General features: G+C 74.6%; 22 protein-coding genes. 17 read left to right on the top strand and 5 right to left on the bottom strand.

Going from position 1 to position 26,821, the window contains the following annotated elements:
- The first annotated feature begins 13 nt into the window (after positions 1-13).
- The 15 genes from FHS22_RS05815 to FHS22_RS05745 are packed head-to-tail and all read left to right on the top strand — an operon-like array spanning position 14 to position 14,951.
- A complete protein-coding gene (locus tag FHS22_RS05815; RefSeq protein ID WP_184939118.1) occupies positions 14-2,290 on the top strand; it encodes a beta-ketoacyl-[acyl-carrier-protein] synthase family protein in 2,277 nt (758 codons plus the stop codon).
- Positions 2,287-3,015 carry a nitroreductase family protein gene (locus FHS22_RS05810; protein WP_184939117.1) on the top strand — a complete coding sequence of 243 codons (729 nt, stop codon included), beginning with the start codon at positions 2,287-2,289 and terminating at the stop codon, positions 3,013-3,015. Before FHS22_RS05815 ends, FHS22_RS05810 begins: the two co-directional genes overlap by 4 nt.
- Positions 3,012-4,259: an FAD-dependent oxidoreductase gene (locus FHS22_RS05805; protein ID WP_338047613.1), complete on the top strand. Its 1,248-nt coding sequence runs from the start codon at positions 3,012-3,014 to the stop codon at positions 4,257-4,259. The genes FHS22_RS05810 and FHS22_RS05805 overlap by 4 nt, the downstream gene beginning before the upstream one ends.
- Positions 4,256-5,125, top strand: coding sequence for an alpha/beta fold hydrolase (locus tag FHS22_RS05800; RefSeq protein WP_184939114.1), 870 nt, complete (start codon positions 4,256-4,258; stop codon positions 5,123-5,125). The genes FHS22_RS05805 and FHS22_RS05800 overlap by 4 nt, the downstream gene beginning before the upstream one ends.
- Before the next feature lie 14 nt (positions 5,126-5,139).
- Entirely contained in the window at positions 5,140-6,045 is a 906-nt protein-coding gene (locus FHS22_RS05795; protein ID WP_184939112.1) for an ACP S-malonyltransferase, read from the top strand.
- A complete protein-coding gene (locus FHS22_RS05790; RefSeq protein ID WP_221473298.1) occupies positions 6,042-6,581 on the top strand; it encodes a holo-ACP synthase in 540 nt (179 codons plus the stop codon). The genes FHS22_RS05795 and FHS22_RS05790 overlap by 4 nt, the downstream gene beginning before the upstream one ends.
- Complete coding sequence (locus tag FHS22_RS05785) at positions 6,578-7,429, top strand: ester cyclase (protein ID WP_184939111.1); 852 nt, start codon at positions 6,578-6,580, stop codon at positions 7,427-7,429. Before FHS22_RS05790 ends, FHS22_RS05785 begins: the two co-directional genes overlap by 4 nt.
- 27 nt (positions 7,430-7,456) lie before the next feature.
- Positions 7,457-8,239, top strand: a complete 783-nt coding sequence (locus FHS22_RS05780) for an alpha/beta fold hydrolase (RefSeq protein ID WP_184939110.1) — start codon at positions 7,457-7,459, stop codon at positions 8,237-8,239.
- On the top strand, positions 8,236-8,745 hold the full coding sequence (locus FHS22_RS05775) for a 4'-phosphopantetheinyl transferase family protein (RefSeq protein ID WP_184939108.1): 510 nt from the start codon (positions 8,236-8,238) through the stop codon (positions 8,743-8,745). Before FHS22_RS05780 ends, FHS22_RS05775 begins: the two co-directional genes overlap by 4 nt.
- The gene (locus tag FHS22_RS05770) at positions 8,742-9,752 is read left to right on the top strand and encodes a right-handed parallel beta-helix repeat-containing protein (RefSeq protein ID WP_184939107.1); all 1,011 of its coding nucleotides are present in this window, start codon (positions 8,742-8,744) and stop codon (positions 9,750-9,752) included. The genes FHS22_RS05775 and FHS22_RS05770 overlap by 4 nt, the downstream gene beginning before the upstream one ends.
- Entirely contained in the window at positions 9,749-10,765 is a 1,017-nt protein-coding gene (locus FHS22_RS05765) for an ABC transporter ATP-binding protein (RefSeq protein WP_184939106.1), read from the top strand. Before FHS22_RS05770 ends, FHS22_RS05765 begins: the two co-directional genes overlap by 4 nt.
- A 2-nt stretch (positions 10,766-10,767) precedes the next feature.
- On the top strand, positions 10,768-11,946 hold the full coding sequence (locus tag FHS22_RS05760) for an ABC transporter permease (RefSeq protein ID WP_184939104.1): 1,179 nt from the start codon (positions 10,768-10,770) through the stop codon (positions 11,944-11,946).
- Positions 11,943-13,082 carry an ABC transporter permease gene (locus FHS22_RS05755; protein WP_184939103.1) on the top strand — a complete coding sequence of 380 codons (1,140 nt, stop codon included), beginning with the start codon at positions 11,943-11,945 and terminating at the stop codon, positions 13,080-13,082. The genes FHS22_RS05760 and FHS22_RS05755 overlap by 4 nt, the downstream gene beginning before the upstream one ends.
- Before the next feature lie 16 nt (positions 13,083-13,098).
- A complete protein-coding gene (gene rfbA / locus FHS22_RS05750; protein ID WP_184939102.1) occupies positions 13,099-13,995 on the top strand; it encodes a glucose-1-phosphate thymidylyltransferase RfbA in 897 nt (298 codons plus the stop codon).
- The gene (locus tag FHS22_RS05745; RefSeq protein WP_184939100.1) at positions 13,992-14,951 is read left to right on the top strand and encodes a hypothetical protein; all 960 of its coding nucleotides are present in this window, start codon (positions 13,992-13,994) and stop codon (positions 14,949-14,951) included. The genes rfbA and FHS22_RS05745 overlap by 4 nt, the downstream gene beginning before the upstream one ends.
- Here FHS22_RS05745 and FHS22_RS05740 read toward each other — a convergent pair.
- The 3 genes from FHS22_RS05740 to FHS22_RS05730 are packed head-to-tail and all read right to left on the bottom strand — an operon-like array spanning position 14,938 to position 18,664.
- The gene (locus FHS22_RS05740) at positions 14,938-16,128 is read right to left on the bottom strand and encodes a cysteine desulfurase family protein (RefSeq protein ID WP_184939098.1); all 1,191 of its coding nucleotides are present in this window, start codon (positions 16,126-16,128) and stop codon (positions 14,938-14,940) included. The two genes, FHS22_RS05745 and FHS22_RS05740, sit on opposite strands and share 14 nt — an antisense overlap.
- Entirely contained in the window at positions 16,125-17,024 is a 900-nt protein-coding gene (locus FHS22_RS05735; protein ID WP_184939097.1) for an LPD16 domain-containing protein, read from the bottom strand. Before FHS22_RS05735 ends, FHS22_RS05740 begins: the two co-directional genes overlap by 4 nt.
- Positions 17,021-18,664 (bottom strand): condensation domain-containing protein, encoded by a 1,644-nt coding sequence (locus tag FHS22_RS05730; protein WP_184939096.1) that lies wholly within the window; start codon positions 18,662-18,664, stop codon positions 17,021-17,023. Before FHS22_RS05730 ends, FHS22_RS05735 begins: the two co-directional genes overlap by 4 nt.
- A 172-nt stretch (positions 18,665-18,836) precedes the next feature.
- Here FHS22_RS05730 and FHS22_RS05725 point away from each other — a divergent pair, with 172 nt between their 5' ends.
- Positions 18,837-19,112, top strand: a complete 276-nt coding sequence (locus FHS22_RS05725; RefSeq protein WP_221473297.1) for a phosphopantetheine-binding protein — start codon at positions 18,837-18,839, stop codon at positions 19,110-19,112.
- A gap of 43 nt (positions 19,113-19,155) precedes the next feature.
- Here the strand turns inward: FHS22_RS05725 and FHS22_RS05720 are convergent, their stop codons facing one another.
- Entirely contained in the window at positions 19,156-20,682 is a 1,527-nt protein-coding gene (locus FHS22_RS05720; protein ID WP_184939094.1) for an amino acid adenylation domain-containing protein, read from the bottom strand.
- A 15-nt stretch (positions 20,683-20,697) separates the two neighbouring features.
- Positions 20,698-22,056 carry a condensation domain-containing protein gene (locus FHS22_RS05715; RefSeq protein WP_184939092.1) on the bottom strand — a complete coding sequence of 453 codons (1,359 nt, stop codon included), beginning with the start codon at positions 22,054-22,056 and terminating at the stop codon, positions 20,698-20,700.
- Between the two features lie 275 nt (positions 22,057-22,331).
- Here FHS22_RS05715 and FHS22_RS05710 point away from each other — a divergent pair.
- Positions 22,332-26,821: type I polyketide synthase (locus FHS22_RS05710; RefSeq protein WP_221473296.1), on the top strand; the 4,490-nt coding region annotated here is incomplete at its 3' end.

Genomic DNA, 26,821 nt, shown 5'->3' with positions numbered 1-26,821 from the left:
AAGGAGAGCAAGCATGGCGCTGCGGCCCGTCGTGGTCACCGGCCTGGGCATCATCTGCGCGGCCGGTCGCGACCCCGCCGAGTTCTGGCGGCGGCTCACCGCCGGCCAGGGCGGACTCACCCCCATCGAGGACGAGGCGTTCGCCGTGTTCACGGCCCGGTACGCGGGCCAGGTGCCGGACGCGTGGATCGACGACCGGCTCCCTGCGGAGGACCGCGGCGTCGACCGTACGGCCAGGCTCGCGCTGGTCGCCGCCCGCCAGGCCGTCGAACAGGCCGGCCTCGCCGCCCGCGGTCCCGGACCGGGCCGCGCGGGCGGCCCCGGCCCCGGGCGGTTCGGGATCATCCTCGGCAAGTGCCAGGCGACGCCCGACGCGGAGGGCCGCTACCAGCCCATGCACCGCACGGCCGACGCGGTGGCCGACCGGCTGGGGCTGCGCGGGCCGCGCATCCTGGTCTCCACCGCCTGCGCGGCCGGAGGCAACGCGGTCGGCCTGGCCAGGGACAAGATCCTCACCGGCGAGGCGGACGCGGTGCTGGCGGGCGGCGTCGACCCGCTGCTGTTCGGCACCTACGCGGGCTTCGCCGGGCTGCAGGCGCTGAGCACCGGCCCCTGCCGCCCGTACAGCAGCTCCGACGGGCTCAACCTGGGCGAGGGCGCGGCGTTCCTGCTGCTGGAACCGCTGGACCTGGCCCTGGCCAGGGGCGCGACCCCGCTGGCCGAGGTGGCCGGCTACGGCCTGTCCGCCGACGCCTACCACGCCACCGCCCCCGACCCCACCGGCCGGGGCGGGGCCAGCGCGGTGCGGCGCGCCCTGGCCGACGCCGGTCTCACCCCCGCCGACGTGCACTACGTCAGCGGCCACGGCACCGGCACCCCCGCCAACGACGCCATGGAGGCCAAGGTCATGCGCCTGGTCTTCGGCGAGCGCGCCGGGCGGGTGCCCACCAGCGGCATCAAGTCGTTCGTCGGCCACACGCTGGGCGCGGCGGGCGCGGTGGAGGCGGTGGCGAGCGTGCTGGCGCTCCAGCACGGCGTCGCCCCGCCCACGATCGGCTTCGAGGACGAACCGGCCGCGACCGACCTGGACTTCGTGCCCAACGAGGCGCGGCCGATGGCGATCGACACGGTCGTCTCCAACAACTACGCCTTCGGCGGCAACAACGTCTCGCTCGTGCTGACCCGGCCCCGCGGCCCGCGCCCGTACGACGGACTGCCGCGCCGCGCCGCCGTGATCACCGGTCTCGGGCCGGTGACCGGGGTCGGCGCCGGGATCACCGAGGTCGCCGAGGCCGTCGCCGCGGGCCGCCAGGAGCCCGGGAGGCCGCCGTCGCTGGACGGGCGCACCTACGCCCCGCGCTCGTTGTGGCGGCACATGAACCACCTGTCCCGCATGGCCATCGCCGCCTCCCGCCTGGCCTGGGAGGACGCCGGGCTGAAGCTCCCCAGGAAGGCGCTGGACGACGTGGGGCTCGTGTTCGCCACCGCGGCGGGGTCGGCGGAGAGCACCGGCGGGTTCGACGAGAGCATCGCGCTCAACCCGAACAAGCCCGCCGTGCTGAGCTTCTCCAACGTCGTGCTGAACGCCACCGGGGGTGCGGTCTGCCAGACGCTCGGCCTGCGCGGGCCCACGACGACGATCTGCAACGGCGGAGCGTCGGCCTCGATCGCCCTCGACTGCGCGCTGGAGATGATCCGGGCGGGCAAGGCCGAGGTGGTCCTGGTCGTCGCCGCCGACGAGACGACCGCCCCCGCCCCGCCGCCGGACCCGCCGGTGCCGTACGGCGAGGGGTCGGCCGCTCCCGTGCCCGGGTCGGCGGCCGTGGCCTTCGTGGTCGAGTCCGCCGAGCACTGCGCGGGGCGGGGAGGAAGGGCGTACGCGAGGGTGGCCGGGACCGCGCACACCACCGGCGCCGGAACCGAGGCGGTCCTGCGCGAACCGCCGGTGGCCGGGCCGGTGGAGCTGGTGGTCGGGGCCGGGGCCGGGGGGCCGGAGGACGGGCAGGAGGCCGCCGCGGTGCTCGACTGCGCGCCGGGCGCGCTGCTGACCGCCTCGGCCGGGCTGACCGGCGACTGCCAGGCGGCCACCGGCGCCATGAACCTCGTCCTGGCCGCCCTGGCGCTGCGCGAACGGCTCGCGCCCGCGCTGACCGGGCTCATCGCTCCGCGCGCCGGGACCATCGGCTCGTACGTGACCAAACCGGACCTGCCCGCACCCGTGCGCCGCGCGCTGGCGCTGACCGCCGCCCACGGCTCGGTACGCGGTGCGGTGCTGCTGGAGGCCGTATGAGCGCGCCCCCGTTCGACGTGGCCGAGACGGACCGGCTGCTGACCACCACCCGGTCCGTACGCCGCCGCCTCGACCTGGACCGGCCCGTCCCCCGCCAGGTCGTCGAGGAGTGCCTGGAGATCGCCGTCCAGGCGCCCACCGCCAACAACCACCAGAACTGGCGCTGGCTGGTCGTCACCGAACCCGCCGCCAAGGAGCGGCTGGCCGAGATGATCCGCTCGTCGTGGCAGTTCCACCTCAACGACATCTGGACGAGGGCGGGCCGGCGCCGCCACCACCGGCAGGCCCGCCGCAACCACGACTCGGCGCAGGCGCTCACCGAGACGATCGCCAGGGTCCCCGCGCTGGTCATCCCGTGCGTGCTCGGCCGCCCGCCGGACGTCGCGGCCGTCAACGCCGCCTGGCGCGAGCGCATGTCGGACAAGGCCGCCGAGGACCCCGGCCACCAGGTCCAGCACGGCGAGACGCGGGCCAGCATCTTCTACGGCTCGATCTTCCCGGCGATCTGGTCCTTCCAGCTCGCCCTGCGCAGCCGGGGCCTGGGCAGCACGATCACCTGCCTGCACGTCCCGCACGAACGCGCGGTGGGGCGGCTGCTCGGCATCCCCTCCGGGGTCACGCAGGTGTGCATGATCCCGGTCGCCTACACGGTCGGCACCGACTTCCGCCCCGCCGACCGTCACAGCGCCAAGGAACGCACGTACTGGGAGAGGTGGGGGACGTGACCCGACGACCCGAACAGCCCGACGTCGTGATCGTCGGCGGCGGCATCTCCGGCGCGTCGGCGGCCTGCAGGCTGGCCGCGGGCGGACTGTCGGTGGTGCTGCTGGAGAAGCAGGACGCCTACCGCGACCTGGTGCGCGGCGAGTGGCTGGCGCCGTGGGGCATCAGGGAGGCCCAGCGGCTCGGCGTGTACGACTGCTTCTCCGCCGGCGGCGGCTGGGAGATCCGCGAGTGGATGACCTGGGACGAGGCCGTCACGGAAGACGAGGTCGAGGCCGTGGACATGACCCGGTTCATCCCGGGCATCGGCGGCCCGCTGTCCTTCCCCCACCACAGCGTGTGCGAGCTGATGGCCGAGCAGGCCGTGGCCTCCGGCGCCCGCCTGGTCATGGACGCCGCCAAGATCGGGGTCACCGCCGGGCCGCGGCCGGTGGTGACGTACCGCACGCCCGAGGGCGCGCACGAACTGCGGCCCCGCATCGTGCTCGGCGCGACCGGGCGCGGCAACACCGTCGGACGCCAGATCGGCGTCACCATGCGCAACTCCATGCACCACTGGGGCGGCGGCATGATGGTCGAGGGCCTGGACTCCTGGCCGGCGGACGTGCAGGCCATGGGCACCGAGGGCGACGTGATGTTCATGGTCTTCCCCCAGGGGTACGGCCGCGCCCGCCTCTACCTGAACTTCCCCACCGTCAACAAGCACCGCTACCGGGGGCCGGGCGGCGTGGAGCGGTTCCTGGCCGCGTTCGAGCTCGACTGCCTGCCCGACCGGGGCAAGGCGGTCACCGAGGCCGTGCCGGCCGGGCCGCTGTCGGTGTGGCCGTCGGTGTCCAGCGTCCCCGAGGGGCCGCCCGTGGTCGAGGGCGTGGTGCTGATCGGTGACGAGGCGGGCAACGCCGACACCGTGCTCGGCACCGGCCTGTCCTGCGCGATGCGCGACTCGCGCACCGTCTGCGACATCCTGCTGGCCTCCGGCGACTGGTCGCCCGGGGCGTTCACCCCGTACGTGGAGGAGCGGAACCTCCGCCTGGAGCGGCTGGACTTCGGCGCCTCCATCATCAGCAGGCTGCACGTCGAGTTCGGCCCGGCCGCCGTCGAGCGGCGGCGGCGGGTGCGCAGGCTCATGGCGAAGAACTTCGCCGCACAGGTGACCGGGCTGCTCAACATGGTCGCCCCCGAAGACGTACCGGAGTTCGGTTTCAGCGAGTTCTTCGCCGAGCGGCTGTTCAGGGAGACGGCATGACCGAGAAGAAGTTCGTCCGCGTCAACGACGTGGAGCTGGCCTACGTGGACGAGGGCGAGGGCGACGCCGTCATCCTGCTGCACGGCTTCCCCGACTCCTCCTACCTGTGGCGGCACCAGATCCCCGCCCTGGTCGAGGGCGGATTCCGGGTGATCGCGCCGGACCTGCGCGGATTCGGCGACTCCGGCAAGCCGCAGGAGGCCGAGGCGTACGGCATGCAGACCATCGTCAACGACGTCGTCGCCCTGACCATGAAGCTCGGCGTCAAACGGCCCCACCTGGTGGGCCACGACTGGGGCGCGGCCATCGCCTGGATGTACGCCTTCCTCATGCCGCGGCGCATCGACCACCTGGCGGTGCTGTCGGTCGGGCACCCCGGCGTGTTCGCCAACCCGTCGCTGGAGCAGCGCGCGGCCTCCTGGTACATGCTCTTCTACCAGTTCCCCGGCGTGAGCGAGGAACTGCTGCGGCGCAACGGGTGGCGGCTGTTCAAGGAGATCATGGGCCGGGACGGCGACTACGACCGCTACCTGCGCGACCTGGCCAGGCCCGGCGCGCTGACGGCCGGGCTCAACTGGTACCGCGCCAACCGCTCGCCCGCCGCCGAGCTGCGCCCCGCCCGCCCCTTCCCGCCCGTGCTCGCGCCGACGCTCGGCATCTGGGGCGCGGGGGACAAGGCGCTGCTGGAGGAGGGCATGGCCGCCTCCGGCAAGTTCGTCAAGGGCCCCTGGCGGTACGAGCGCGTCGAAGACGCCGGCCACTGGCTGCCCCTCGACGCCCCCGACGAGGTCAACAAGCTGCTGCTCGGCTTCCTCGGCACCGAGCGGCCCGCGCACGAGGAACGGCGTCCGCGCCGTCGCCTCTGAAAGGTGTTCACCACATGCTCGGCTATCTCTTTCCCGGTCAGGGGACCGTCCGCATCGGCATGGGCGCGTGGCTGCGCCGCCGTCCCGCCGCGCGGGAGCGGCTGGACCGGTTCGACGCGCTGCTGACGCGGCCGATCTCGCCGCTGTGCGCCCGCGGGCCCATGGAGCGGCTGGTCGCCACCGAGCACGCCCAGGTGGCGGTGACGGCCTGCAACCTGGCCGCGCTGACCGTCCTGGAGGAGGAGGGGTACGAGCCCGCCGTCGTGGCCGGGCACAGCGTCGGCGAGCTGAGCGCCCTGCACGCGGCCGGGGTGCTGACCTTCGACGACACGGTGCGGCTGGTCGGGATCCGCGCGCGGCTCATGGCCGGGGTGGGGGAGACCGGCGGCATGCGGGCCGTGATGGGGCTGCCGGTCGAGCAGGTGGAGGACCTGGCCGAGGCCGCCTGCGCGCCCGGGGAGCCGGTCGTGGTGGGGCTGGAGAACGCGCCGGGACACGTGGTGGTCTCGGGGGCGCTGCCCGCCCTCGACCGGCTGGCCGCGCTCGCCACCGCCGCAACCAAGATCGTGGCGTTGCGGGTGGGGAACGCCTTCCACTCGCCGCTGATGGCGGCCGCCGTGCCGGGGTGGGCCGAGGCCGTACGGGAGGCGCCGATGCGGGAGCCGCGCGTGCCCGTCGTGCCGAACGTCACCGGTGAGCCGACCACCGACCTCGGCACGTTGCGGGAGGCCCTGATCGCCCAGCTCACCGGCAGGGTGCTGTGGACGCGTACGGTCACCGCGATCGACGCCGTCGCGCCCGGCGTGGAGGTCGGCGACAGCAAGGTGCTCGCCGGCCTGTCCCGCCGCGCCGAGGCCCGCTGCCTCAGCATGGCCGACCCGGGCACCCTCCGCCGCCTCGCCAAGACGGTGGCGGCATGAGCGCGGGCGCGGGCGGCGGCGCGTCCGGCGGCCGGGGAAGCGGCGCGGGCGGAGGCGGGCCGAACCGCTGGGGGAGCGCCGTCGTCGGGTACGCGGGGCTCGCGCGGGCGCAGGCGCTGGTCGGAGCGATGCCGCTGGAGGAGGTCTTCACGCCCGCCGAGCGGGTCAGGTCCGCCGGCGGGCGCACCCTCCAGCACTGGGCGGGGCGGCTGGCCGCCAAGCGCGCGGTGCTGCGCCTGCTCGGCGTGCCGCCCACGGCCGAGCGCCTGGGCCAGGTGGAGGTGCTGCCCGAGCCCACCCCGGCCTGCCGGGGCGATGCCGCCTGCCTCGACGGGCACCCCCCGGCCGTCCGCCTCACCGGCCGGCTGGCCGGGCTCGACGGCCCCGGGGGCCGCATCCGCGTCTCGCTCAGCCACACCGCCCAGCGCGCCCTCGCCGTCGCCCTCCGCGCCGGCCGACTCCCGGAGGACGCGGCCGGCTCCGCCGTCCGCCTCCCGGACACTGCCCGCTCTCCCGAGATCGAGGAGGACCGGTGACGGACGCCAGGAAGATCGCGGAGGAGCACCTGCGGGCCTGGAGCGACGGTGCGCCCGAGGCCGTCGCCGCCGCGGTCGCCTCCTTCTCCGACCCCGACTCCGGCGGGCCGGTGGCCGCCACGGCGCTGGCCGCGTACGCCGCCGCCGTGCTGGGACGCTTCCGCAACCTGCGCTTCGAGGTCGAGCGCGTGGTCGGGGACGCCGGCGCGGCCGTCGCCTCCTGGACGCTCACGGCCGACCACCGGGACACCTATCTGGGCATCCCCGCCACGGGCGGCGCCGTCACCGTCCGCGGCACCGACCTGGTGACCGTGGACGCGGACGGCGCGCACGTACGGCGCGGCTTCGACCGGCTGGCGCTGGCCGGGGCGCTCGGCTACGGCGCGCGGTTCGTGCCCGAGTCCGACGGGACGCGCGAGTTCGGCGTGAGCGCCCGCGCCGCCACCGGTCGCACCGGGCGCCCCGGCGCGCTCGTCCTGACCTGGCTGGAGGTACGCGACGACGCCGAGGCCGCCGACGTGGACCTGCTCAGCGTGGAGATCGTCAAGTCCCTGCGCGCGGCCCGCGGTTTCCTCGGCGTGACCACGTTCGACATCGGCGACCGCAAGTACACGCTGAGCGCCTTCGACCGGCCCGAGTCCGTACGCGCCGTCCACGCCCGCCCCCACCAGCGCGCCGTGCGCCGCTTCTTCAAGAGCGGCCTGTGCACCCGCGTCCACACCAGCGTGTGGCGGCCGGTCCGCGCCCGCGACTACGCCCGCTGCCCGGACTGCGCCGCGGTCGTCGCGACCGGCGCGGACGCGGCCTGCCCGTGCGGCTGGACACCCGGCGACGCCCCGACCCTGTGAGACCCGCCCAGCGATCTGGAGACCCCGATGTTGGAATTCACCGCCGAGTACCGGCCCGGTGACGGCAGGCCGGCCGTGGTGTTCATGTCCGCGCTGTTCGCCGGCGGCTGGATCTGGGACCACCCGTTCCCTCGGTTGTCGGCGGAGGGGTGGCCGGTGCTGCGTACGAACGAGGCCATCTGCGCCCTCGACCGCCAGGTCGCCGGGTCGATCGAACGGCTCGGAGACGCGCTGCTGCGGGTCTGCGACGACGCCGGTGTCGAGGACGCCGTGGTGTGCGCCAACTCGCTGGGCGGACTGGTGGCCATCGATCTGGCGGGACGCCGTCCCGACCGGGTGCGGGGGATCGTCGTGAGCGGCGCCCCCGGCCTCACCCCCGACCCCGACGTGGGGCTGGGCTTCGACCGGCGCGGCAGCGTGCGGCCCTTCGGGGACGACTTCGGCGAGCGCATGGTGGCCGCGCTGTTCCACAGCGGGCGCAGCCACTTCGCTCCCGAGCGCATGGCCGAGGCGGGCGCCCTGCTGGAGCGGCCGGAGGCGATGGTGAGCATGGCGCGCAGCATCAAGGCCACCCGCAGGTACCAGGTCAGGCCCGCGCTGGAGCGCGTCCGCTGCCCCTCCCTGTACGTCTGGGGCCGCCACGACCGGATGACCCCGGTCGCGCCCTGGCTGGAGGTGCTGGCCGGCCACCCGGACGCGGAGGTCCTGGTCGTCGAGGACAGCGGCCACATCCCCATGGTCGAGTGCGCCGAGGGATACACCGCGGCCCTGGAGCGCTTCGTCACCCGCTGCGCCGGAGCCCTCACATGAGCACCCCCGCGCACGCGGTCCTCCCCGCCGCCCCCGCCGCCGGTCCGGGGGATCCGGCCGTGCTGATGGGGGTGGACATCGTGGAGCGCGATCGGCTGGCGCGGGCGGCGGCCCGCGGCGGAGAGGTGTTCACCCGTCACATCACCACCCCGGCCGAGCGGGCGCTGGGGCCCGGCGTGGCGGCGTTCTCCGTCAAGGAGAGCCTGATCAAGGCCGTCGGCGTCCGCCCGGAGGGCTTCACCTGGCACGACTTCGAGGCGCTGGCCGATCCGGCGCCCGCCTGGGCCGCGGCCCTGCTGGAGGAGGCGGCGGCCGAACTGGCGGCCTCCACGGGAGTGCTCCTGGCCGACGGGGCCGCCTACGCCGTCCGCGGCGCCAGTGCCCGGGCCGCCCTCACCCGCCTCGGGGCCGGCACGCCCCTGGGGGCCGCCCGGTGGGGGGAGAGCCAGGGGTTGTTCGTGGCGCTGGCGATCGTCTACGTCGAGGAGGAAGGGGTGCCGTCATGAGGAGAACCGTCCAGCGGGGAGAGTCGGTCCAGCGTGCGCTGGACGAGGCGGGTCCCGGGGCGCACGTCACCCTGGCGGAGGGGGTCTTCGCCGAGAGCGTGTGGATCAGGCACTCGGGCGTGACCCTCAGCGGCGCGGGCCCGGGCAGGACGACGCTGGAGCCCGGCGAGGCCGTACCGTCCGGGGTGCCGCGGCTGCACGACGCCGCCGAGGACGTGGTCAGCGGGGTCACCGTCTACGGCGGCGACCTGGCGGGGGTGCGGATCGAGGAGCTGACGGTGCGCGGGTTCTCCGGGGCGGGCGTGTACGCGCACTCCGTCGCCGGCGTCACCGTACGCCGGGTCGAGGCCGTGGACAACGCCGTCTGGGGCGTCTACCTGCGCGAGTCCACCGGGTGCCGGATCGTGGACTGCCGTGCCTCCGGCAGCCAGTACGCGGGCGCCGCGCTCAGCTTCTGCCCCCTGTCCGACCACCTGGTGGCGGGCAACGAGTGCCACACCAACGCGTTCGGCGTGTTCGTCGACAACTCCTCGGGTGTCAGGGCGCTGCGCAACACCTGCCACGGCAACGCGGTCGGCATGCTCCTGCTCAACCAGGTCTACGAGGGCGAGCCGCCGGGCGGCGTCACCGACTGCCTGGTGGCGGGCAACGACCTGTACGGCAACGGCCTGGCCGCCGGCGCCGAGCCGGACGGCCTGGGCGCGGCCGGCCCGCCGATGTCCGGCGTCGGCCTCGGGCTGATCGGCGTCCGGCGGGTCAGCGTCGTGGACAACCACATCCACGGCAACCACCCGGGCGGCGAGTCGGTCATGGGCGCGGCCTTCGTCATGGGCTCCTCCAAGGACTGGGGCGGAGACGACGTGCTGGACACACACGTGCTGTGGAACCGCGTGCACGGCAACACCCCGCTGGACTACCAGCTCGGCGTGGACCCGGACCGCCAGGTGTTCGCCGCCAACACCGCCGACAAGGGAGACCCGGCCGACGCACGGGGGTGGACCCGATGACCGCGCCTGACCCGATGACCGTGCCTTTCACCCCGCCCGCGCCTTCCACGCCACCCGGGCCGGCGCCCGCGCCCTCCCCGCCCGCCCTCTCCTGCCGCGGCCTGGGCAAGCGCTACGGCGACGTCCACGCTGTCCAGGACGTCGGCTTCGACGTCGCGCCCGGCGAGGCGTACGGGCTGCTCGGCCCCAACGGCGCGGGCAAGACCACCACGATCTCCATGCTCGTGGGCCTGCTCCGCCCCGACAGCGGCCACGTGCGCGTGTGCGGCGTGGACCTGGCCGCCGACCCGATGCGCGCCAAGGCCAGGATCGGGTACGTCCCGCAGGAGATCGCCCTCTACCCGGAGCTGACCGGCCGCGAGAACCTGCGCTTCTTCGGCCGCCTGTTCGGCCTGCCCCGCCGCGAGCTGGCCGGGCGCATCGAGGAGGTGCTCGACCTGGTGGGGCTGATGGGCCGCGCCGACAGCAGGGTCAAGACGTACTCGGGAGGCATGAAGCGGCGCATCAACATCGGCACCGCGCTCCTGCACCGGCCCGACGTGCTCATCCTGGACGAGCCCACCGTGGGCGTGGACCCGCAGAGCCGCAAGGCGATCCTGGACGGTGTCGAACACCTGGTCGGAGAGGGCATGTCGCTGCTGTACACCTCCCACTACATGGAGGAGGTGGAGCGCGTCTGCGACCGGGTGGCGATCATCGACCACGGCCGGATCATCGCCGAGGGCACCCGCCGCGAGCTGATCGCGCTGGTCGGCAGCGCCGACAAGGTGGAGCTGTCACTGGACGGCGACGTGGAGACGGCGCTGGCCAAGCTGCGCGCGGTCGAGGGCGTGATCGAGGCGGCGATGACCGGCGCCACGTCGATCCGGCTGCTCACCGAGGGCGGACGCCACCTGCTGCCCGCGCTCATCACCGCGGTGGACGGCTGCGCCACCGTGACGGCCACCCAGGTCATCGAACCCGACCTGGAGGCCACGTTCCTGCACCTGACCGGCTCCACCCTGCGGGACTGACCATGTGGAGAGCACTTGCCGCGGTGGGCGCGCTGGAGCTGCGGACCAGGCTGCGTGACGGCACCGCCCTGGTGATCGCGCTGATCGTCCCGGTCACGCTGGCCACGCTGTTCAGCGTGGCGCTCGGCGGCGACGATCCGCCGCTGCGGGCCACGGTGGGGTTCGTGGACCTGGACGGCGGTGAGTTCCCCGCGAGCGTGCGCCGGGAGGTGGTGGGCTCGCAGGAGCTGAAGGGCAGCGTGACGCTGCGCGACCTGCCGGGCCGGGAGGAGGCGCGGCGGGCTCTGGACGCCGACGAGGTCGGCGCGGCGATCGTCTTCCCCGCCGGGTTCAGCCGCAGCGTGGGGGAGGGACGCGGCGGCGACGTGGCCGTCCTGACCTCGCCGGAGTCTCCCCTGGCCGGAGTGGTGGCGCGGGCGATCGTGGACCGGATCTCGGCGCTGGTGGACGCCAGGACCCTGGCGGTGCGGGCCGTGCTGAAGGCCGGAGTGCCCGGCGACGAGGTCAAGGAAATGGTGGAGCGCAACGGCGCGGCGGGACCGTCGCCGGCGCTGGAGGACGACCCGCTGTCCGGCGGCAAGGTGGATCTGTCGGTCCACTACGGCTCCGGCATGGCGGCGCTGTTCGCGTTCTTCGTGGTCGGGGCGTCCTTCCGCGGCCTGCTCACCGAGCGCAAACTCGGCACGCTCGACCGGATGCGCGCCGGGCCGCTGGCGGTGTGGGTGCCGTTCGCGGGCAAGGCCGCGGTGGGGTTCGCGCTGGCGCTGGTCAGCGTGTGCGTCACCTGGGCGGCGTCCGTGCTGGTGTCCGGGGCGACGTGGGGGGACCCGCCGGCCGTGTTCGTGGTGCTGCTGGCGCACGTGCTGGCCGCCGCGGCGATCACGATGCTGGTGACGAGCCGGGTGAAGACCGACGCCCAGGCCGACGGAGTGATCATGGTGGTGTCGTTCGTCATGGCCTTCCTGGGCGGCAGCCTCGTGCCGATGCACAGCCTGCCCGGCGTGCTGCAGGCGGCCGCGCTGCTCACCCCCAACGGCTGGACCTCCACGGCGCTGACCGAGCTGGCCGGCTCCGGCGCGGGCCTGGCCGCCGTCGCCGGTCCCGTCGCCGTGCTGTGCGCGATCACGACGGTCGCCGGCGGCCTGGCCGTGCTCGGGATGAAGAAGGGAACGCTGCTGTGAGCCCACGCCCTGTCCTGGCCCTGGTGGCCGCCAACCTGCGGCGGCACGCCCGCGACCGGGTCGGCCTGTTCTTCATGGTGATCATGCCGTTCGTGTCCATCGTGTTCGTCGGCATGGCCATCGGCAACGGCACCGGGCGCCTGCCCGTCGGCGTGGTCGCGCACGGCTCCGACCCCGTCACCGCCGCCCTCCTGGACGAGCTGGGCCGCCGCCCCGACCTGGAGATCACCCGCGTGGGGTCGGCCGGCGACCTGCGCTCCGGCGTACGGTCCGGCGAACTGGCCGCCGGGCTGGTCATCCCGGGCGACCCCGCCCGCCTCCAGCTCGTCGTCACCCGGACCAACGGCAGCGGCCTGGCCGCCCGCAGCGCCATCGACGTGGCCGTCGGCCGCGTGGCCGCCGTGCAGGAGGCCACCAGGGCCGCCGTCACCGCGGGCGCCGCGCCCGCCCAGGCCGCCGTGTACGTCCGGCAGGCCCAGGAGGAGTCCGGCCGCGTGGCCGTCACCGGCGGGTCCGCGGGCGCCGCCGACCCGCGCGGCTTCGCCTACACCGCCCCGGCCAACCTGCTGCTGTTCACCTTCATCAACTCCATGGCCGTGGCCGCCGCCCTGGTCGAGAGCCGCCGGCTCGGCATGCTCCAGAGGGCGCTCACCGCCCCCGTCCGGCGGGCCTCGGTACTGCTCGGCGAGGCGCTGAGCCGCTTCCTCGTGGCGCTCGCCCAGGCCGTGCTGATCGTCGTGGTGAGCGCGCTGGTGTTCGGCGTGACGTGGGGAGACCCGCTCGGCGTGGCGGCGGTCGTGGCGCTGTTCGCGCTGGTCGCCACCGGTGCGGCGCTCCTGGTCGGCACCCTGCTGAACGCGCCCGACCAGGCCCCCGCCATCGGCCCGCCGCTCGGCGTGGTCCTGGGCATGCTCGGCGGCTGCCTGTGGCCGCGCGAGGCGTCCGGCGAGGTGATCAACGCCATCGGCCACCTGTTCCCGCACGCCTGGGGGATGGACGCGCTGCTCACACTGGCCCGGCCGGGCACGGGCCTGACGGCGGTGCTGCCCCAGCTCGCCGTACTGGCCGGGATGGCCGCCCTGCTGCTGGGCGCCGCCCTGGCCCTGTTCCGCCGCCGCGCGCTGACCACCGTCTGAGAAAGGAGCGCACGGGATGAAGGGCGTCCTGCTCGCCGGAGGGAGAGGCACCCGGCTGCTGCCCGTCACGCTCGCCGTCTCCAAGCAACTGCTCCCGGTCAACGACAAGCCGCTGGTGTACTTCCCGCTCTCGGTGCTCATGCTGGCCGGGATCCGGGACATCCTGATCATCACCACGCCCGCGGACCTGCCGCAGCTCGAAAGGCTGCTCGGCGACGGCTCCCACCTCGGCCTGTCCGTCACGTACGCCGAGCAGCCCGAGCCGAACGGCATCGCCGAGGCGCTGATCATCGGCGCCGGGCACATCGGCGGCGGCCCGGTCGCGCTCATCCTCGGCGACAACGTCTTCCACGGACACAACTTCCAGGAGCTCCTCCGCCGGGAGTGCCGCCAGGTGGACGGCTGCGTGCTGTTCGGCCACCCCGTCCGCGACCCCCACCGGTACGGCATCGCCGAGGCCGGCCGCGACGGCCGCCTGCTGTCCATCGAGGAGAAACCCGCCCACCCCCGCTCCAACCAGGCGATCGTCGGCCTCTACCTCTACGACGGGGACGCCGTGGACATCGCCAAGAACCTCACCCCGTCCGCCCGCGGCGAGCTGGAGATCACCGACGTCAACCGCGTCTACCTGGAACGCGGCAAGGCGAAGCTGGTCGGCCTGGGCCGCGGCTTCGCCTGGCTGGACGCGGGCACGCCGGAGTCCCTGCTCCAGGCCTCGCAGTACGTTCAGCTCCTCGAACAGCGGCAGGGCGTGCGGATCGCCTGCCTGGAGGAGATCGCCCTGCGCATGGGCTACATCGGCGCCGACGACTGCCACCGGCTCGGCGCCGCCCTCGGCACCTCCGCCTACGGCCAGTACGTGGTCGCTGTGGCCGAGCAGTTCGGGAACACACAGCAGGAGGAAAGACCATGACGTTGATGTCGTTCACCCGGGACCATGTGATGGACGTATACCGCTACGCCGAGCGCAAGGGCGCGATCGAGGCCATCGAGATGGCGGCGGCCGACCTCGGCATCGGCGTGGGGGAGATGCGGGAGGCGGTGCGCCACCTGGTGGACAGCCGCCTGCTGCGGCCGGACGACGGCGCCGGCGAGCGGTACGCGCCGGTCGACCCTGAGCTGGCCGCCGCCTCGCTGGTGTCCACCGTGGAGCGTGAGATCTACCGGCGGCGGGAGCTGATCGACCAGATCAAGGAGCGCGTCGGCCTGGCGGAGCCGTCGCCGGGCGCGTCCCGCGGCACCGTGGACTACCTGGTGGGGACCATGGAGGTGCGCGGCTTCCTCAAGACGGCCGGCGACGCCTGCCGCGACGAGGTCCTGGTGCTCCAGGCAGGCGGCGTGGTCGAGGACCTGTCGGAGACCTACCTCGCCCTGGTGACCAGGGGTGTGACCGTCCGCATCATCTGCCAGCACCGCAACCGGGCCGACATCGGCACCCGGATGCGGATGAAGCGGCTCACCGACGCGGGCGCCTCCGTCTACACCGTCAGCCACGTGCCGCGGTCGGCCATCGTCTTCGACCGCTCGCTGGTCGTGCTGTTCGGCGTGGCCGACGCCGAGGCCAACGTCGCCCGCGTGCACAACCAGGGCATCGCCCAGTTCTTCCTCGACCTGTTCGACCACCTGTGGGAGATGGCCACGCCGCTGGAGGGCATCGACTTCGGCTACTCGGGCGTGGCCGACGACCTCCAGCAGTCGATCGCCGTGCTGATGGCGAAGGGCTACACCGACGAGGTGGTGGCCAGGAAGCTCGGCATGTCGGTGCGGAGCTGCCGCCGGCACATCGCCACCATGATGCGCGATCTCGACGCCACCAGCCGCTTCCAGGCCGGAGTGCAGGCCGCCAGGAAGTACCTCACAACGGGGTGACCTCCTCGACGCCGGCCGGCGCGACGCCGGCCGGCAGGGCGACGCCGGCCAGCGCGCGGGCCCGCTCCACGACCGTCTCGACGCCGGCCACCAGGTCCTCGAACGGCATCCGCGGGTCCAGGCACAGCCGGACCGAGCTGTTGGCGTCCTCGGCGGCGAGGCCGATGGCGGTCAGGACGTAGGAGGGCTCCTGGGAGCCGGAGTTGCACGCCGAGCCGGTGGACAGCGCCACCGACCGCAGGCTGGAGACGAGGCTCTCGCCGCGCACGCCGGGCAGCACCACGTTCAGCACGTGCGGCACGCTCACGTCCGGGTCGCCGTTGACGCGCACGCCGGGGAACCCGGCGGTCAGCACGTCCAGGGCCGTGGCGCGGAGCCCGAGCACCCGCCGCCACTCGGCGTCCCGGCGCTCGGCGGCCAGCTCGCACGCCCTGCCGAGGCCGACGACCAGGTGGGTGGGGACGGTGCCGCTGCGGAGCGCGTGCTGGCCGCCGCCGTACATGATCGGGCGCAGCCGGTGGCGGATCCCCTGCCGCACGTACAGCGCGCCGACGCCCTTCGGGCCGCGGATCTTGTGGGCGGACAGGGAGAGGGTGTCCAGCTCCGTGCCGCGTACGTCCACGGGGACGCGGCCGGCCGCCTGCGCGCCGTCCACGTGCAGCAGCGCGCCCGCCTCGTGGCAGAGCGCGGCCATGGCCCGCACCGGCTGCACGGCGCCGATCTCGCTGTTGACCCAGGCCGCCGTGGCCACGCGGGTGCCGAGGTCCAGCAGCCCGGCCAGGTGGCCGAGGTCGACCTGGCCGCTCGGGTGCACCCGCATGGTCCTGGTCTCGACGCCGCGGGCGGCCAGCGCCTGGCCGACGGCCAGCGACGACTTGTGGTCGGTGGGGCAGAAGACGCCGTTGACCGGGGCGGCGTCGCCGTGGGCGAACACGCCGAGCAGGGCGATGTTGTTGCTCTCGGTCGCGCCGGAGGTGAACACGATCTCGCCGGGGTCGGCGCCGATCAGCCGGGCCACGGACTCGGCGGCGGCGTCCACCGCGCGTCGCGCCCGCTTGCCCATGGCGTGCGGGGACGAGGGGTTCCCGTACTCGTCCCGCAGGTACGGGAGCATGGCCTCCAGCACCTCGTCGTCGACGCGGGTGGTGGCGCAGCCGTCCAGGTAGACGGTCCTCATCGCGGTTCGCGCCGGAAGGTGCTGACGGTGACGAGCTTGTCGTAGATCTCGTCGTGGGTCATCTCGCCGCTGCCGCCGGGGTCCGCCACGACCACGCGCATGCCGGGCAGGTCGTACAGGCCGAGCGCGATGTCCACGCCGGTCTCCACCGGGCGCAGGCACTCGCCCGGCGCGAAGATCAGCAGGTTGCGGTGCCCGGCCCGGTACACCTCCGAGACCATCTCGGTGATCTCGCCCGCGCAGCCGGTGACGCCGCAGCTGATCAGCGTCCGGTAGTCGCCGTCGGCGTCCAGGAAGGCCACTTCGGTGTCGCGCCGGTCGGCGTCGAGGTAGCGCTTCTCCAGGCGGCCCGCCTTGACGAGGCGGTCGGCGGCCTTCTGGAAGCGGTACTTGAGCCAGGTCTCGGGGAAGGCCAGGGGGTGCCTGCGGCTGGGCAGCACGCTGTCCTCGGTGAGCCCGGCGTCGCGCAGCGCCTTCTCGTACGAGGACGGCAGCGCGGACATCCCGGCGAAGAACTCCGCGCGCAGCTCGCTCGCCGGGCGGCCGCCGGCGGGCACGTACTGCCAGTCGTTGATCAGCAGCAGGAGCCGCACGTCGGCGCCCGCCGCGGCGCGGCTCCGGAGCAGCCCGACCGACATCCGCCAGGTGTAGCCGGGGAAGACGCCCACGCGGCCGGCGATGCGGCGGCGCATGGTCTCCTCGCGCTGCTCCTCGATGACGCCCGGCGTCAGCCGGCCCGTCTCCGGGTCCTCGAACAGCATGAAGTGGCCACCCATGATGACCAGGTCGCCGAGGCCGGCGGCGGGCAGCTCGCGGTCGATGGCCTCGAGCAGCTCCTGCTCCGAGGCGACCAGGCGGCGGCTTTTGACCACCTGGCCGTTGAGGGTCTGGGTCATGATGTTCGCTCCCTGTTGCTGGGAATCCTGGTGGTGGAGGTCCGCGGGGCGGGGACCAGGCGGGCGGCCAGCGCGGCCAGCGGCGCGGGACCGGCGAGCTGCTGGAGGGTGAGTCCCTGCCAGCCGCGCCCGCCCAGCTCCGCCAGCACCCGCGGGATGCGCAGGGCCCGGCCTCCGGCCAGCGTGTAGCTGTCGGACGGGTCGACGCGGGAGAGCCCGTGCGCGTCCCGCACGGCCGCCAGCAGCGCCTGTACGGCCTCGCGGCCCGCTCCGGCCCGGCGCTCCTGCTCGGGGGGGCCGGCGGGTCCGGGGAGTACGGCGGGCGCCGGGGCGAAGGACGCGGAGGACGCCAGGTCGGTGAGCCGCGGGTCGTCGCCGGCCGCCAGCACCAGGCGCTCCATGCCGCGCAGGAACCGCTCGACGGCGTCGGCGTCCATGACCGGCGACGCGGCGTGCAGGGAGAGGGCGACCGCGTCGCGCCACTCGTCGATCCGCAGGTACGTGTCCAGCCCGCAGTGCGCCCACGACTCCGGGACCGGGTTCCAGGTGAAGGCGGTGCGCCGGCCGCCGTACTCCTTGGTGCGCTGCTTGATGAAGTTGACCTCCGACCCCAGCCGCACCGGGCCGCCGCGCCGCGACCCCTCGCGCGAGACCATCTCGACGACCTCGTCGTAGGGGACGTAGGAGTGCTCGCGCGCCCGCTCGAAACTCCCGGCCACGCGGCCGAGCAGCTCGCCGAAGGACGGGTCGCCCGTGCAGTCCACCCGGACGAGCGTCGGGGAGAACATGCAGGCCATCACGTCGGGGAAGGGATGCGTCTCGCGGTTGCTGACGAACGACAGGAACCCCACCGCGTCGCCGCCGGTGTAGACCGCGGTCATGGCCGCGTACGCGGCGACGTGCACCAGCGACGGCCACACCCCGTGCCGCTCCGCCGCCTCCCGCACGGCCTCCGGAAGCGCGGGCGAGACCAGCGTCGCGTGCCGCGCCGAGGGGGCGCCGCGTTCCGCCCGCCGGCGGGCGAAGGGGTCGCGGGGGAGGCGGGCCACCTCCTCCTGCCAGTACGCCATCGCCCGCGCCCCCGCGATCGCCGCGTCCGCCGACGCCTCGTGGCGGGACAGGTCGGCCGGCCGGTGCCGGACGGGGGACAGCGCGGCCGGGCGGCGCGCGGCCATCCCGGCGGCCTGCGTGCGCAGTTCCCGCTTGATCTCCCCCAGCGTCCAGACGTCCACGGCCAGGTGGTTGAACACCAGCACGCAGGACTTCGGCACGCCTCCGGTGGTGATCAGGCAGGCCCGGATCGGCCACTCCCCGGCCAGGTCGAACGGCCTGCGGGTCAGCTCCTCGATCGTCTCGGCGGGTCCGGGCGCGCCGTCCCGCTCCGTGGCGACCACCTGGACCGGCAGCGGGCGCGGCGGGTCCACGTGCTGCTCGGGTTCGGGGCCCGGCCGGTACGTCGTCCGCAGGATCTCGTGGCGCCGGGTCAGATGGGTGAGGATGGCCTTCGCCTGGGCGACGGTGATCCCCGCGGGCACCTCGAAACGCAGCACCACGTGCGTTTCGTGCTGGTGCTCCGGAGGAAGCTGATGGATGCGCAGCCACATGTAGCGCTGTCCCCAGCACAGGCCCGCGGATTTCATGAGACGTTCACCTCGGCGGATTCCATGAAACCGGACCCCTTGAGGATTGACTTTTCCCGCGTGCCCGGCAATGGTCGCGCGATGGCCGGTTCGGCGGAGAAGAACCTGCCAGCAGGGGCTGCTTGACCGGGGTCCCCGTCCTCCAGGAGCCTCTTTTCAAGGGGATGATTCCGTGAGATGGGGGTACATCGCCATGCTGGAAATACCCGACGGATTCAAGAGCCTTTTAAGGGCGCATCTGCCGTACGCGGACGCGGAGCGGCTGACCTCGCAGGACGAGCTGGGCGCGCTCGGGCTCGACTCGATGGGCGTGGTGCGGCTGCTCGTGGACGTGGAGAACACCTACGGGGTGGAGCTGCCCGACGAGCTGCTGAACGAGTCCACGTTCAGCACGGTCGGCTCCCTGTGGGACACCCTGTCGTCCCGCCTGTGGCCTCCGCTCCGCTGACGCCCTGCCCGCCCGCGCCGCCACCCCGCCGGGTGGCGGCGCCTCAGGCGCCCAGGGCGGCGGCGGTGGCGCGGCGGTCGACCTTGCCGTTGGTGTTCAGCGGCAGCTCGTCCAGGACCGTGACCGAGCGCGGCACCATGTAGCCGGGCAGCACCCCCGCCACTCCCTTGACCAGCGCCACCGGGTCCAGCCCCGTCCCCGTGCAGGCCGCCTCCAGGCACAGCTCGCCGTCCTGCCCCCGCACCGCCAGCACGACCGCCTCCACCACGCCCGGCTGGTCCCGCAGCGCGGCCTCGACCTCGCCCGGCTCCACCCGGTGCCCGGAGATCTTGACCTGCTGGTCCAGCCGTCCCAGGTGCACCAGCACGCCGTCGCGCCAGGCCACCCGGTCGCCGGTCCGGTACCACAGGTCCGGCGCGACCGCCTCGCCGGCCGCCGCCGCGTCGCGCGCCGCCGCGCCGTCGAAGCGGGCGAACCGGCCCGGGTTCACTCCGGGGTCGGCGTACCCGGGGAAGCGCTGCACGCCGCGCAGGAGCAGCTCGCCCTCGGCGGCCGGACGGCCCTCGCCGTCCACCACCAGGTGCTCGACCCGCGGGTACGGCGTCCCGATCGGCACCGTCCCGTTGGCGGTCTCCGGCCAGCGCGCCGGGTCGGCCGGCAGGCGGTACTGGGTGCAGCTGACGGTCAGCTCCGTCGGGCCGTACAGGTTCTCCAGGACGCTTCCCGGCGCGGCCAGCCGCCACGCCCTGGCCTGGGGCAGCGTCAGCGGCTCGCCGCAGAACAGGCTCCACCGCAGCGACGGCATCGCGCCCGGCGCCAGCCGCCGCAGCCGCATGGCCAGCGACACCACCGACGGCACGCTGAACCAGTGCGTCAGCTCCTCGCGGGCCACGAAGGCGACGGGCTTGAGCAGGTCGTACGGGGCCGGCACGACCAGCGTCGCCCCGCTGCCCCAGGCGGCGAACATGTCGAACACCGACAGGTCGAACGTCAGGTCGAACGTCTGCGACAGCCGGCAGCCCGGCCCCAGCCCGTAGCGGGGGACCACGTGCGACAGGTACGCGTCCACGCTGCGGTGGCGCAGCGGCACGCCCTTCGGCACGCCGGTCGATCCCGACGTGAACAGCACGTACGCCAGGTCGTCCGGGCCGGCCGGGAGGGCGTCGGGCACGGCGCGCGGCGGGGCGTCCAGCCGGTCCAGGCGCACCGCCAGCGTGGCGGCGGGCAGTACGGGCGGCTGGAGACCGGCGTCGGCGAGCACGAGGTCGAGCCCGGCCGCCGCCGCCACGGCGCGGTTGCGGGCGGCGGGCGCGGACGGGTTCAGCGGCACCGCGGTGGCGCCGAGCCGCTGGATCGCCAGGTAGCCGGCGTAGGCCGGGAGGCTGCGGGCCGCGTACAGACCGACCCTGGAGGGCGGCCCGACGCAGGCCGCGGCGATCTCGGCGGCCAGCCGCCGGGACAGCGCCTCCAGCTCGGCGTAGGTGTGGCGGCCGCCGCCCACCTCCAACGCGACCCGCTCGCCGTGGCGGGCGGCGGAGTCGGCGAACCACTGGTAAAGGGTGCGTTCCATGGCCTTCTCCGGAACTCAGCGGGGCGGCTCTGGCGGCTCGTGCGGGAACAGCGACGGCGGCAGGCCGCCGCGCACGCTCCACAGGTCCTTCAGCGCGCGCCCCGGATCGGTCGCCGCCAGCCGTACGCCGGCGGCGATCGTCCGCATGATGTCGGTCATCGCCCCGGCCGGCAGCACGTCGGGGTCGGCCAGCATCAGCACGCTGGTACGCCCGCCGCGCACCTCCACCCGCACCCGGAACGCCTGGCCGTACTGCTGGGCGAGCGGTGTCCAGGCCAGCTCGGCCGGGGCGGGGTCGCGGGGGTCGCTGGGGCGGCGGTCCACCTGGATGTAGTTGAACCAGGCGCGGAACAGGTGGTTGACCCAGCAGTCGTGCCCCGGCCGCTCACCGTGCCCGGCCGCCACCTCGGCGATCCTGTCGAAGTCGTAGCAGGAGTGCCGGTACGCCTTCGCGCTCGCCCAGTGGAGCCGCCTGACGTGCTCGGCGATCGTGGAACGCGGATCCACGGCCGTGACGAACGGGATGAGCTGGTTCATCGTGCCCACGTTGTGCTGGTCCTCCGGCGCGAACCGGTTGGAGGACATCAGGCTCATCGTCACCCGGTCCACGTCCAGGTGGCGGGCCAGGCCCGCGGCCACGAACGCCATCACCACGGCGGGGGCGGTCACCCCGTGCCGCCTGCCGGCCTCCGCCGCCAGCCCGCCCAGGCTGCGCGACCGCAGCGTCAGCTCCAGCCGGTTGCGCTCGACCCTGGCGGGCAGCGTGGGCAGGACGTCCATCAGGCCGTCGTCCAGCACGCTCCGCCAGTACCGCTCGGAACCCTCCTGCCGGGGCCGCCACGACTCCTCCCGCTGCCGCCGCGCCAGCTCGCGCGGCGGGGTCCCCGCCGGCGCGGTCGCCCGCGGGTCGGCCGCCAGCGCCTTGAACTGGTCCTGCAGGTGGTGGATCGACCACAGGTCCATGATCAGGTGGGAGAACGACAGGCACAGGTACACCGGTGCGCCCTGCGAGCTGATCAGCCGGCCGCGCCAGTTCAGCGCGTCGCTCATCGCGAACGGCACCGTGACCAGCTCGGCCTTCGTCCGCTCGTGCTCGGTGGGGTCGGTGACGATCCGGTCGATCCGCTCGATCGGCGGCTCGACGTCCTCGTGGACGTGCTGCACCGGCCGGCCGCCCCCGCCCCGGTAGGTGGTGCGCAGCACCTCGTGCCGGTCCACCAGCCGCCGCAGCGCCTCGTCCACCCGCTCGCCGGAGAGGCCGCGCAGATCCCAGGTGGTCGGCAGGTTGGCCTCCGCCAGCCAGCCCTGCGGATACCGCTCTATTTCCCGCCAGCTGAAGAGCTGGCCATGACTGAGAGGCGCCTCGACGGACATGTGATCTCCTCCGCAGCTTTCTCCGTCCGCCATTCTTCGCGGACGCGGACGACCGGGGTCAAGAGCGGAGCCGGTGGCCTGCGGTGGCCAGAAACGGTGGCAACTATATGTCGGCGGACCGGGCGTGTGCCGGGGCGGAACGCCACCTTAAAGTCGCAACTGACTAAGTCATAGCCGCGTTCCAGTTCGGCTGTCGAGTAATTCTTCAGAGCCGTTCCCGACAAGGCGTCGATATCTGACGCTCCCCGAGGCGTGAGGCTTGAGGTGGCGCATTGATGGCTGGTGAGTCGACACAGCGGGCCATGGACGAGGGGCCGGTCGCCGTCGCCGTCGTCGGCATGGCGTGCAGGCTTCCAGGGGCCGCCGATCCCGGGCGGTTCTGGCGGCTGCTGCGCGAGAGCGTGGACGCCGTCACCGAGGCGCCCGAGGGGCGGGCGGCGGAGGGGACCGCGTACCGGCGCGGCGGGTTCCTGGAGGACGTGGACGGCTTCGACGCCGCCTTCTTCGGCATCTCGCCCAACGAGGCCGCGGCGATGGACCCCCACCAGCGCCTGGTGCTCGAACTCGCCTGGGAGGCGCTGGAGAACGCCCGCGCCGTGCCGGCCTCGCTGCGCGGCAGCGCCACCGGGGTGTTCCTGGGCGCCATCTCCAACGACTGGGCGGCCCTGCAGGACCGGCTCGGCGGCGCCGGACGCCACGCCTACACCGGCGCCAACCGCGCCATGATCGCCAACCGGGTGTCGTACGTGCTCGGCCTGCGCGGCCCCTCGCTCACCCTCGACACGGGCCAGTCGTCGTCGCTGGTGGCCGTCTGGATGGCGGCCGAGAGCCTGCGCCGCGGCGAGAGCGACGTGGTGTTGGCCGGCGGCGCGAACCTGAACCTGCTGCCGGAGACCACCGACGCCATCGGCGCCTTCGGCGCGTTGTCACCCGACGGCCGCTGCCACGTCTTCGACCGCCGCGCCAACGGGTACGTGCGCGGCGAGGGCGGCGCGCTGGTCGTGCTCAAACGCCTCCCCGACGCGCTCGCCGCCGGTGACACCGTGCACGCGGTGATCCTGGGCGGAGCGGTCAACAACGACGGCGGCGGCGAGGGCCTCACCGTGCCCAGCCGCCGCGCCCAGCAGGACGTCATCACGCTGGCCTGCGACCGCGCCGGGGTGCGGCCCGCCCAGGTCCGGTACGTGGAGCTCCACGGCACCGGCACCAAGGTCGGCGACCCCGTGGAGGCCGCGGCGCTCGGGGCGGCCTACGGGACCGCCCGGCCGGCCGGAGACCCCCTGCTCGTGGGCTCGGTCAAGACCAACATCGGCCACCTGGAAGGCGCGGCCGGCATCGCCGGGCTGCTCAAGGTCGTGCTGTCGCTCGAGCAGGGCGAACTGCCCCCCAGCCTCCACTTCGAGTCCGCGCCCCCGGAGATCCCCCTCGACGACCTGCGCCTCCGCGTCGTCACCGAGGCCCGGTCCCTGCCCGGCCCCGCGGTCGCCGCCGTCAGCTCCTTCGGCATGGGCGGCACCAACTGCCACCTGATCCTCGCCTCGCCTCCCGCGCCGGCGGTCCCCTCCGCCCCCGTCCCCCGTACCGAGGACGTGCCCTGGGCGCTGTCGGCGCGGGGGGAGGGGGCGCTGCGGGAGTGGGCCGCGCGCCTCACGGCACCGGCCGCGGACCCCGGCGCCGGCCCGGCGGACGTGGCGCTGAGCCTCGTCCGCACCCGCGCCGCCTTCGAACGCCGTGCCGTGGTCCTCGCCCCCGACCGCGGCACCCGCCTGTCCGCGCTCCGGGCCCTGGCCGCGGGGGAACCGCACGACGCCCTCGTGACCGGCACGGAAACCGCCGGCGCGCGTGCTTTCGTCTTCCCCGGCCAGGGGTCGCAGTGGCCCGCCATGGCACGCGAGCTGATGGAGGCCTCGCCCGTGTTCGCCGGGCGGCTGGCCGGGTGCGCGGACGCGCTGGCCCCGTTCACCGGCTTCGACCTCCTGGACGTCCTCCGCGAGCGCCCCGGCGCGCCCGGCCTGGACCGGGTGGACGTGGTGCAGCCCGCGCTCTGGGCGGTCATGGTGAGCCTGGCCGAGGTGTGGAGGTCCCACGGCGTCGAACCCGACGCGGTGATCGGCCACTCCCAGGGTGAGATCGCCGCCGCCACCGTCGTCGGCGCGCTGACCCTGGACGACGCGGCCCGGGTCGTCGCGCTGCGCAGCCGGGCCATCGCGGGCATCGAGGGCTCCGGCGGCATGATGTCCGTGGCCGCCGGCCTCGACGCGGTGGAGCGGGCGATCGCGGACCTGGCCGCGCCGGTCGCCGTGGCCGCCGTCAACGGCCCGCGCTCGGTCGTCGTCTCCGGCCCCCGCGAGGCGCTGTCCGCCCTCGCCGGCCGCCTCGCCGACGTCTCCACCAAGGTCATCCCGGTCACGTACGCGTCCCACTCCCCGGAGGTCGAGCAGGTGCGGGAGGAGGTCCTGCGGGACCTCGCCCCCATCCGCCCGCGGAGCAGCACCATCACGTTCGTCTCCACGCTCACCGGCGAGCCGATGGACACCGCAGGCCTGGACGCCGGCTACTGGTACCGCAGCCTGCGCCGGCCCGTCCGCTTCGCCGAGGCGGTGGAGGCGGCGCTGGAGGGACCGGGCTGCGCGGTGTTCGTCGAGTGCAGCCCGCACCCCGTGCTGGTGACCGCCGTGGAGGAGACCGCGGAGGCCGCGGGGCGGGAGGCGGCCGCGGTGGGAACCCTGCGCCGCGGTGAGGGCGGGCGCGACCGCCTGCTGCGGTCGCTCGCGCAGGCGTACGCGTGGGGCGCCCCCGTGGACTGGTCCGGACCGTGCGGCGAGGCCCGGCTCGTGGACCTGCCGTCCTACCCCTTCCAGCGCCGTCACCCCGCCCCCGCCCCCGCCCGCGCCGCGCGGCGTGCGGCGGCCTGGACCCCGCCCGCCGAGGAGGCCGCGGCCGAGCCGGTCGGGCCCGCCCGGTCCGAGGGCGAGCTGCGCGACCTGGTGCTGTCCACGACCGCGCGCCTGCTCGGCTACGCCGGCGCGGCGGACATGGAGCCCGGCCGCACGTTCAAGGACCTGGGGCTGGAGTCGGCGGCGGCCGTCGAACTGCGCGACCGGCTGCGCGCCGCGACCGGGCTGCGGCTCCCGACCGGCCTCCTGTACGACCACCCGACTCCCGAGCGCCTCGCCGTCCACCTCCACAGGCTGCTGACCGGCGGCGCGGCCGAGCCGGCGGCCGAAACCCGCGACGGCGGCGGCGACGACCCGATCGCGGTGGTCGGCATGGGCTGCCGCTACCCCGGCGGGGTCGCCTCCCCCGAGGACCTGTGGCGGCTGGTCGCCGGCGGCGCCGACGCGATCGGCGAGTTCCCCCGCAACCGCGGCTGGGACCTCGACACGCTGTTCGCCACCGGGCCGGACCGCTCGGGGACCAGCGACACCCGGCACGGCGGCTTCGTCTACGACGCCGACCTGTTCGACGCCGCGTTCTTCGGCATCAGCCCGCGCGAGGCCACGGCGATGGACCCGCAGCAGCGGCTGCTCCTGGAGATCTGCTGGGAGGCCGTGGAAGGGGCCGGGATCGATCCGGCCGGGCTGCGCGGCTCGCCCACCGGCGTGTTCATCGGCGCCATGGCTCCCGACTACGGCCCCCGGCTGCACCAGTCCACGGGCACCGCGGACGGCCATCTGCTCACCGGCACCGCGCTCAGCGTCGTGTCCGGCCGCGTCTCCTACACCCTGGGGCTGCGGGGACCGGCCATCACCACCGACACGGCCTGCTCGTCCTCACTGGTCTCGATCGTGCTCGCCACGCAGGCGCTGCGGCGCGGGGAGTGCTCGCTGGCGCTGGCCGGCGGCGTCACGGTGATGTCGAGCCCCGGCATGTTCGTCGAGTTCAGCCGGCAGGGCGGGCTGTCCCCCGACGGCCGGTGCAAGGCGTTCGCCGCCACGGCCGACGGGACCGGCTGGGCCGAGGGCGCGGGCGTGGTGGTGCTCGAACGCCTCTCCGACGCCCGTCGCCACGGACACCCCGTCCTCGCCGTGATCCGCGGCGGAGCCGTCAACCAGGACGGCGCCAGCAACGGCCTCACCGCGCCCAGCGGCCAGGCCCAGCAGGACGTCATCCGCCAAGCGCTGGCCGACGCCCGGCTCGACACCCGCGACATCGACGTGGTCGAGGCCCACGGCACCGGCACCAGACTGGGCGACCCGATCGAGGCGGAAGCCCTGCTGGCCACCTACGGAACCCGCCGTCCGGCCGGCCGGCCGGTGTGGCTGGGGTCGGTCAAGTCGAACATCGGTCACACGCAGGCCGCGGCGGGGGTGGCGGGTGTGATCAAGATGGTGGAGGCGTTGCGGCGGCGGGTGCTGCCGCCGACCTTGCATGTGAGCGAGCCGACGCCGCATGTGGACTGGTCGGCGGGTGAGGTGCGGTTGCTGAGGGGGCCGGTGGAGTTGCCGGGTTCGGGTCCGGTGCGGGCGGGGGTCTCCTCCTTCGGGGTGTCGGGGACGAATGCGCACGTGATCGTGGAGAGTCCGCCGGTCGAGGGGTCGGTTCCGGTCGGGGGATCCGTGCCGGTCGAGGGGTCCGAGCCGGGGTCGGTCGAGGGGGCCGTGCCGGGGTCGGTGGTCGGGTCGGGGCCGGTCGAGGGGTCGGTTCCGGTTCCGGTGGGGGGGTCGGTTCCGGTTGGGGCGTCGGGTCTGGTGTCCGGGGGTGGGTTGTTGGTGTGGGTGGTGTCGGGGAAGAGCGCGGGGGCGTTGCGGGCGCAGGCGGGGCG

This window comes from Thiemannella venezuelensis (assembly GCF_014203605.1).
Lineage (GTDB): Bacteria > Actinomycetota > Actinomycetes > Streptosporangiales > Streptosporangiaceae > Planomonospora_A > Planomonospora_A venezuelensis.
The sequence above is the reverse complement of the archived record's forward strand: the minus strand, read 5'-3'. Positions and strand labels throughout refer to the sequence as shown.